The 8,566-nt window shown below is 74.4% G+C and carries 7 protein-coding genes; 4 read left to right on the plus strand and 3 right to left on the minus strand.

The window, feature by feature from the left end; all coding sequences use genetic code 11:
- Positions 1–7 precede the first annotated feature (7 nt).
- Positions 8–2,737, minus strand: a complete 2,730-nt coding sequence (gene ppc, locus PV410_RS30650; protein WP_500329004.1) for a phosphoenolpyruvate carboxylase — start codon at positions 2,735–2,737, stop codon at positions 8–10.
- A gap of 139 nt (positions 2,738–2,876) precedes the next feature.
- On the opposite strand from ppc, the gene PV410_RS30655 reads away from it, so the two are divergent.
- Entirely contained in the window at positions 2,877–4,226 is a 1,350-nt protein-coding gene (locus PV410_RS30655) for a sensor histidine kinase (protein ID WP_500329005.1), read from the plus strand.
- Positions 4,227–4,750: 524 nt separating this feature from the next.
- Here the strand turns inward: PV410_RS30655 and PV410_RS30660 are convergent.
- Positions 4,751–5,230 (minus strand): SUKH-3 domain-containing protein, encoded by a 480-nt coding sequence (locus PV410_RS30660; RefSeq protein ID WP_499512255.1) that lies wholly within the window; start codon positions 5,228–5,230, stop codon positions 4,751–4,753.
- The gene (locus tag PV410_RS30665; RefSeq protein WP_500329006.1) at positions 5,227–5,721 is read right to left on the minus strand and encodes a YwqJ-related putative deaminase; all 495 of its coding nucleotides are present in this window, start codon (positions 5,719–5,721) and stop codon (positions 5,227–5,229) included. The genes PV410_RS30660 and PV410_RS30665 overlap by 4 nt, the downstream gene beginning before the upstream one ends.
- A gap of 312 nt (positions 5,722–6,033) precedes the next feature.
- Between PV410_RS30665 and PV410_RS30670 the strand changes: the two genes are divergently transcribed.
- The 3 genes from PV410_RS30670 to PV410_RS30680 form a co-directional block, all read left to right on the plus strand.
- Positions 6,034–6,600 carry a hypothetical protein gene (locus tag PV410_RS30670; protein ID WP_500329007.1) on the plus strand — a complete coding sequence of 189 codons (567 nt, stop codon included), beginning with the start codon at positions 6,034–6,036 and terminating at the stop codon, positions 6,598–6,600.
- 77 nt (positions 6,601–6,677) lie between these two features.
- Positions 6,678–7,664 carry an HNH endonuclease gene (locus PV410_RS30675; RefSeq protein WP_500329008.1) on the plus strand — a complete coding sequence of 329 codons (987 nt, stop codon included), beginning with the start codon at positions 6,678–6,680 and terminating at the stop codon, positions 7,662–7,664.
- A gap of 8 nt (positions 7,665–7,672) precedes the next feature.
- On the plus strand, positions 7,673–8,566 hold an 894-nt coding region (locus tag PV410_RS30680; protein WP_500329009.1), incomplete at its 3' end, for an SUKH-4 family immunity protein.

The raw sequence follows: 8,566 nt of genomic DNA on the forward strand, positions 1-8,566 counted from the left end.
CAGGTGGTCAGCCGGTGTTGCGCAGGCCGGCCGCCACGCCGTTCACCGTCAGCAGCAGCGCGCGGGCGAGCAGCGGGTCGGGCTCCTCGCCGCGGGCGGCGGCCTCGCGCTGCCGGTGCAGCAGCGCCACCTGGAGGTAGGAGATCGGGTCGAGGTAGGCGTCCCGGATCCGGAAGGTCTGCTGGAGCACCGGCTGCGCGTCCAGCAGCTCCGCCTCACCGGTGATCCGCAGCACCTCGGCGACCGTCAGCTCGTGCTCGGCCTTGATGACGTCGAAGACGTGCTTGAGCCCGTCGGGCACCAGGGTGCCGACGTAGTGCTCGGCGATCCGCAGGTCGGTCTTGGCCAGCGTCATCTCGACGTTGGACAGGAAGTTCCGGAAGAAGTGCCACTGCTCGTACGCCTCGGCGATGTCCGCCTCCCGGCCCGCCTCGCGGGCGGCCCTCAGGCCCGAGCCGACGCCGAACCAGCCCGGCACGATCTGCCGCGACTGCGTCCAGCCGAACACCCACGGGATGGCCCGCAGCCCGTCCAGGCCCGCCCCGCTGTCCGGGCGGCGCGAGGGGCGCGAGCCCAGGTGCAGCTCGGCCAGCTGGTCCACGGGGGTGGAGGCGAAGAAGTACGCGGGCAGGTCCGGGTCCTCCACCAGCCGCCGGTAAGCGGAGTGCGCGGCGTCGGAGACCACGTCCATGGCCGCGTCCCAGCGGGACAGCGCCTCCTCGGACTGGCGGGGCGCGGTGTGCAGCGCCGAGGCCTGCAGCGTGGCCGCGACCGTCAGCTCCAGGTTCTCCCGCGCCAGGGACGGGATCAGGTACTTGTCGGAGATGACCTCGCCCTGCTCGGTCACCTTGATCTCGCCCTCCAGCGTGCCCCACGGCTGCGCCAGGATCGCGTCGTGCGTCGGGCCGCCGCCCCGGCCGACGGTGCCGCCGCGGCCGTGGAAGAGCCGCAGCCGCACCCCGTGGCGGTGCGCCACGTCACGCAGGCTCCGCTGCGCCCGGTGGATCTCCCACTGCGAGGTGGTGATGCCGCCGAACTTCGAGCTGTCGCTGTAGCCGAGCATGACCTCCTGCACGTCGCCGCGGAGCGAGACGAGCTTGCGGTACGAGGGGTCGGAGAGCATCTCGTCGAGCAGCCTGTCGGCGACCTTCAGCTCGTCGGTGGTCTCCAGCAGCGGCACGATGCCGATCTTGGCGATCCCCGCGTGCAGGTCGATCAGCCCGGCCTCGCGGGCCAGCACCGCCGCCGCGAAGACGTCGTCGGAGCCCAGGCACATCGAGATGATGTACGACTCGACCACCTCGGGCCCGAACCGCTCGAAGGACTCCCGCACGGTGTCGAAGACGCCCAGCGTCTTCGCCCCCGCCGCATCCAGCGGCGCCGGGGACGGCGCCAGGGGCCGCCGCGAGCGCAACTCCTTGGCGAGCAGCCTGCGCCGGTAGTCCCGCGGCATGTCCGCGTACCGCCAGGACTCCTCGCCGAGCCGGTCGAAGAGCTGGCCGAGGGCGTGGTGGTGGGCGTCGGCGTGCTCGCGGACGTCCATCGTGGCCAGCTGCAGACCGAAGGCGGCCAGCGTGCGGATGGTGCGGTCCAGACGGCCGTCCGCGATCAGCTCACCGCGGTTGGCGCGCAGCGAGTCCTGCACCAGACGCAGGTCGGCCAGGAGGCCGCCGGTCCCGAGATAGTCGCGGCCGGGCACGTGCGGCGTGCCGCCGGCCAGCCGATCCCGGGTGTTGAGCAGCTTCTGCCGGATGCAGGTGGCCTTGAGGCGGTAGGGCTCCTCCGCGTTCAGCCGCTTGTAGCGGGGGCTGATCTCCGGGAGGCGCTGCAGGTCCTGCTCCAGGTCGGCCAGCAGCTCGGGTGAGGCGCCCGAGTTGCGGATCGAGTTGGACAGCGCCGCGCGCAGGTCGTCGACGAGCTCCAGGGCGTCCGTGATGCCGTGCTCGTGCTGCAGGATCAGCACGTCCCAGGTGACCTGCGGGGTGACGTTGGGGTTGCCGTCCCGGTCGCCGCCGATCCAGGTGCCGAAGGTCAGCGGGCGGGTCTCCGCGGGCAGCGGCACACCGACCCGCTCCAGCTCGACCGCCAGGTCCTCCAGCACGTCGCCGACCGCGCCCGCGTGCAGCTCGTCCAGGTAGTAGATGGCGTTGCGCGCCTCGTCGGCGGGCTCGGGGCGCACGACACGCAGTTCGTCGGTCTGCCAGAGCAGGTCGATGTTCTCCGCCAGACGCAGGTCGCTGCGGCGGCGGTCCCCGCCCCCCTCGACGGACTCGTCCAGCAGCGCGGCGATCACCCGCAGCTTGTTCAGCACGCTGCGGCGGGCCGCCTCGGTCGGGTGGGCGGTGAAGACCGGACGCACGTTGAGGTTGCGCACGGTCTGCCGCAGGTGCTCCGGGTCGGCGTCCTTGAGCAGGTCGGCCGTACGGGCCAGCAGGCCGCCATCGGCCGCCCTGCGGGAACGCAGCTCACGGCCCCGGTGCACCTGCTCGGTGACGTTGGCGAGGTGGAAGTAGGTGGAGAACGCCCGTACCAGCTTGGCCGCGGTCTCCAGATCGGTCTCGCCGAGCAGGGCGGCGGCGGCCTCGCCGTCGCTGCGGGTCAGCGCCCGCACCCTCTCGACGAGATCGAGGAGCTCCGGGCCCTCCTGCCGGACGAGCGTCCCGCCGAGGAGGTCTCCCAGGCGGCGGATGTCCGCGCGGAGGGGGGCGCTGCCGGTGGTGTTGTCGGCGCTGCTCACAGGTGCGGCTCCTCGTGCAGTGGAATGGTCGGCGGCATTGTCCGGACCGCGCTGTCCGACGGCACAAGGATAGGTCGGGGCCGCCCCACGGACCGGGGCTGACCGCCAGGCGGACACCGTCGCGTCTAGGCTGGTCCGTATGAGTACGACGGGGGAGTACGTACCGGACGGGGCCGGCGGACGAAGCCGGGCGGTCGCCGGGCCGTGGTGGTGGCCCAGGCGGCGCAGCATGGTGCTCGACGTGTCCCTGGCCTTCGTCTCGGCCGTGGAATGCCTCCTGGAAGGCGCGGCCTTCGCCGAGAAGTCCGGGGTCTCGCCGGTCGTCACGGGTCTGTTCGGCCTGCTGGTCGGCTCGGTGCTGGTGCTCCGCAGGCGCTGGCCGGTCCTGGTCGTCCTGGTCTCCATCGCCGTCACGCCGGCCCAGATGGGCATCCTGCTGAGCATCGTGGGCCTCTACACCCTGGCCGCCTCCGACGTACCGCGGCGGATCATCGCGGTGCTGTCGGGGATGACCATGCTCGGCATGCTGATCGTCACCTTCCTGGAGATGCACGGTGACCTCGGCGGCGCGGCGTACCACGCGCCGCTGGCCGTGGTCGTCCTCACCTCCGTGCTCGCGGCGGTCGGCGTCACCGCGCCGCCGGTGCTGCTGGGCCTGTACGTCGGCGCCCGGCGCCGGCTCGTGGAGAGCCTGCGGGAACGGGCGGACGGCCTGGAGCGGGAGCTGTCCCTGCTGGCCGAGACGGCCACGAGCTCCGCGGAGCGTGCCCGCATGGAGGAGCGCACCCGCATCGCGCGCGAGATGCACGACGTCGTCGCACACCGGGTGAGCCTCATGGTCGTGCACGCGGCCGCGCTGCAGGCGATCGCCGTCAAGGACCCCGAGAAGGCCTCGGCCAGCGCGCAGCTCCTCGGGGACATGGGGCGGCAGGCGCTCAACGAGCTGCGCGAGATGCTGGGCGTCCTGCGGGCGGAGCCGGTGATGGCGGCGCGGGCGGCGTCGGCGGGTGCGGCGGTCCGTGTCGTGGCCGCTGCGGAAACGATTGCGCCCGCCCCGTCCCCGCCCCCGGCCGCGGCCGGGGACGCCGAGACGGAGGACGAGCAGGGGCCGTGCCTGGCCGAGCTCAGGCGGCTGCTCGACGAGTCGCGGGCCACCGGGATGGACGTCGAGCTCACGGTGGAGGGGGAGGAGCGTCCGCTGGCGGCGCGGGTCGAGGCCACGGTCTACCGCGTCGTGCAGGAGGCGCTCACCAACGTCCACAAGCACGCGCCCGGCGCGTGGGCCCGCATCCGCCTCGCCTACCGCGAGGCGGAGGTCGCGGTCCTGGTGCAGAACGGGCCCTCCGACGGGGCGCCCGCGCTGGTGCTGCCCAGCGGGGGCAACGGGCTGGTCGGCATGAAGGAGCGCGTCACGGCGCTCGGCGGGGGGTTCGCCGCCGGCACGACCCACGAGGGCGGGTTCCGCGTCTCCGCGATGCTTCCCGCGTAGCGGTACGGCCCGGGGTGCCCCTCGCGGCCCGTTGTTGGGTGCGGGTTCGTTGCGCCTGCGGCGGGCGGTCCAGGTCGGACCCCGGATGCCGCACAACACCTACACGTCAGCGTCCAGAACGCCCACCCTCCCCCAGCCTTCGGCCGGGGGTGCCCCCAACGACCCGCCCCCTCCGTATCGCCGGGCGGCCAACGGCCGGTGGGGGTTCAGAAAGCGGTCCGGGGTTGCCGCAGGTGCCTTACTCACCCCCCACCGGCCGTCATGCGCCCCAACACACGGGAGGGGGTGGGGCGGCGTGCGGCCATGGGGGTCCCCCCGGCCGAAGGCTGGGGGAGTGCGCCGGCGCGGCACCGACCCCACAACGACCGCGCGAGGCGGTCACTGACCGCGCCGGATGGGGGTCCCCCCGGCCGAAGGCTGGGGGAGGGGCGGCGGCGGGGAAACCGCCCGCCGCAGGCGCAACGCACCCGCACACAACAACCGGCCGCAAGGGGCACCGCAAACGCAACGACCCGGCGGCGCGGTCAGGTCGTGAGGCGGTGGGGGCGGGAGCCCGTCGTGAGGGCGCCGAGGGCCGCGTCGATGGTCGGGCCCAGGTAGTAGTCGCCGGTGTGGTCGAGGCAGTAGACGCGCCCCTCGGCGTCGATCGCGAGCTGCCCGTGGCCCGCGGACTCCTCCCCGAGCGGTGCGACCTCCGTGTCGAGCGCGCTGCCGAGGTCGCCGAGGGTGCGCGCGAGGTGCAGCCCGTGGAGCGGGTCGACGCGGACCGTGCTGGGTGCGACGTGGCGGCCGGGGGAGGTGACGGCCGGCACGGTGAGGCCGCCGAACTCGGCCCAGGCCTCTACGGCGGCGGGGAAGACGCTGTGGCGGTGGCCGCCGGGGGAGACGTAGGCGCGGAGCGTGTCGGCCCAGACCTCGGCCTGCCGGATGTCCCAGCGGCCGGGCTGCCAGCCGGCGGCGCGCAGGGCCACGTCGACGCCGACGGGGAAGCGGGTCGAGTTCATTCGGCGTCGGCTCCCGGGTCGAAGGCGCGGACGCCGAAGTGCGCGAGCAGCGCCTCGCAGGAGCGGCAGGGCGGGGCGTAGGTGCCATGGGCGGGGTCGCCGTCCTCGCGTATGCGGCGGGCGGTGAGCTTGGCGCCCTTGAGGGCCTTGCGGGCCTCGCCGTTCGTGAGCGGCTTGCGCGCGGCGCGCTTGCTGCGGGCGCCGTCGACGGTGGTGAGGTGGCGGGACAGCAGCACCGGCTCGGGACATCGCCCGGTGAAGCGCTCACGCTGGGCGACGGGGAGGGCGTCGAGGACGTCCTGGACGAGCGGGTGGAGCGGGGGCGGCTGGTCCGCCTTGGCGCCGGTGCAGGTGAGGACCTCGTCCTTGACGGACAGCGCGGCGGCGACCGCCGGCAGGATCCCGTCGCGCCGGTGGCGCAGCGCCGGTGGCGCGGGCGCTTCGTCGGCTCCCCAGTTGAGCCGCGGATCCGCGGCGTCTCTCGTCAGCATCTTCGTACGGCCCTCCGATCCGTCCTCGCGCCGAGGACGTCCCCCTATGTGCGTAAGACTGCCAAACGGACAAGGCGTTACGGAAGTCGGTTGTGAGGTGAGAGGTTTACTTTGTGCCGGATGTCACGGCACTGTGGGGAGATGCGTATCGTCGTCCGGTGTGCTGCCGCAGTGGCGCTCCTTGCGTTGGCCATTGGTTGTACGGATAGTAGCGCCGGGTCGGACGGGAGAGGGGCCAAGCCCACGGAGAACGGCCGGGATTCGACCACGGCCTCCACGGGAGGGGCACAACGCACGCTCACCGCGGCCCGGTTGAAGGCGGCGCTGATCACCTCCGCCGATGTGCCCGGCTACGTGGTGACGGGCGGCGCGGGCGTGCCCGTCCCCGAGGAGTCGCTGACCGCGGACCGGCCCGGGTGCCGTCCCCTGTCCGACCCCGTGAGCAGCCGCCCCGTCCGGCCGCGTACGGCCCAGGTGACGGCCGCCGTCACCACGCGCGGGGCGCTCGGCGGTGACGGCGGGCTGGACCTGCTGCTGCTCGCCGCCCACCGGCCCGGCGAGGCGGGCGAGGTCGTCGCCGGGATCACCGCCGCCCTGAGGCAGTGCCGTTCCTTCGGGACGACGGACGGGGAGGGAGGCGCCCGGCACTTCGCCGTCCGTCCCGCGCGGGCCCCCGCGGTGGGCGACGAGGCGGTCGCCTACGTGATGACCGACACCGCCGACGCCACGCGAGGCACCGCCACCGTCACCGTCGTGCGCACCGGGGGCAGCACGGCCACCTACGTCACGGTCAAGCGGTCCGGTGACCCCGCCGGACCGCCCCTGGCCGTCGCGCGCGCCCAGCACGGGAAACTCGCCGCGGCCGCCGTCCAGCCGTGACCGGAACCAGCTCAAGCGCCTCTTGCCACACCCCATAGGCTGTGCCCAACACCGGATCCAGCATGGGGGCATCGGCAATGACGACAGGTCGGCCCGGGTATCGGGCCGCGCCACCGAACGCGGCTTACGCCGGTCAGATCGTGCACTTCCCGGACCCGGTGCGGCGCGCCCGCCACCCGCAGGGCGTACGCGTGGACGAGCGCGGCTTCCCCGACTTCTCGCCGTACGCCCGCGCGGCGGCCGAGATCGCCGAACCGCCGGACGGCTTCGGCATCGACGAACTCCGGCTGACCGACTACGTGTCGGCCAACGCCGCGCAGCACGCCGCCGGTCACGAGTTGTGGGGCAGCCTGTCCCCCGTCGCCACGCCGCACGGGTGGAGCTGGCACCACGTCGCCGGCAGCCGCCGTCTGGAGCTGATCCCCGCCGAGGTCAAGTCGTTGCTGCGGCACCACGGGGGCCTGGCCACCACCGCCTCCGCCGACCACGACAAGCGCGGCACCCGGCCGCTCCAGGAGACCCGGCCGGTCCACTTCGGCGTGCGCAAGGACGGGGTCGCCGTCACCGAGCAGCAGGTCCGGGACGTCGAGGAGGAGCTCGGCTACCGGCTGCCCGGCGCGTACCGCACCTTCCTCAAGGCGGCGGGCGGCAGCGCACCGCGCGGTGTGGCCCTGCTGCCCATGCTGGGACTCCTGGTCGACCAGCCCTTCTTCACCGTGCGGGACGAGGCGGCGGCCAACGACCTCGGCTACGTCAACAAGTGCCTGCGGGACCACCTCACCAAGGACTACCTGGCGATCTCCTACGTCCAGGGCGGTGTGCTCGCCGTGAAGGCGCGCGGCGCCGACCTGGGTTCCATGTGGCTGTGCCCGTACGACGACGTGCGGGACGCCGACGGCGCCTTCGGTTCCACCGAGGAGCGGGTCACCGGGCTGCTGCTGCCCTGCGGCGAGGACCTCGACGCCTTCCTCGCCGCGCTCGCCGGCGACCCGCCGGAGCTGGAGACGGTGGCGAACCTGATGGTGGACGGCGGCTTCGCCCGCGCCGTCCCGGTGGAGGGGTGAGGCAGGACATGGTCACGTTCGCGGAGGCGCAGGAACGCGCCGAGCGGTGGATCAACGCCGACGTCCCGGCCTACCTCGCACGTGAGGTGCAGGTGCGGGAGTTCGACCGGGGCTTCGTGGTCTGGTCCGAGCCGAGGGACGGCGGTCCGACCTCGGACGACGGGGAGACCCGCATCGTCATCGCCCGGGACAGCGGCGACGCCACGCTCTGGCCCGCGCTGCCCGTGGGCGAGATCATCCGCCGCTGGGAGGAGATCTACGGCGCCGCGGCCGGCGCGGTCGCGGACGCCGTGCCGGAGCGGCCCCGGCGGATCGACCTGGAGGCGACGTCCTTCCTGCTGAGCCCGCCGCAGTGGCTGCAGGACGCCGCCGACCGGCTCGGCATCCCCGACCGCCGTGACGTTCCGGACGGCGGTCGGGCCGACACCGTCCCCACACCGCCGCGCGCCCCGGCCCCGGTCAGCACGCCCGGTCCCGCCACGCCCACCCAGCCGTACGTCCCGACCCCGACCCCGCCGATGCCGACCCCGTACGGCGGCGCGCCCACCCCGCCGCCCGCCGCGTGGCGGGACGCCAACGACAGCCAGGGCGCGGGGGCGTCCGTGCCGCCGCCGGCGACCGTCTACGCGCCCCCGATCAGCGACTCGGACGACGCCCACACCCCGCCGCCGATGACGAGCGCCGACGCCAGCACCGAGCGGCTGCCCGGTGTGGCGGAGGCCGGGACGCCGCTGCCGCGGCCCCAGGTGCAGGGCGGTTACGGCTACCCCGGCGCGGGCGCCGGCACGCCGCCCCCACCGGCTCCCGGGCCCGGCGCCTACGGCTACCCGGGCGGCTCGTCCACGCCCCCGCCGCCGGGGCCCCCGCGCTCCCCGTTCGGCGGTCCGGCCGTGGCACCGCCG

It is taken from the genome of Streptomyces sp. PA03-5A (assembly GCF_033792725.1).
Taxonomy (GTDB): Bacteria; Actinomycetota; Actinomycetes; order Streptomycetales; family Streptomycetaceae; genus Actinacidiphila.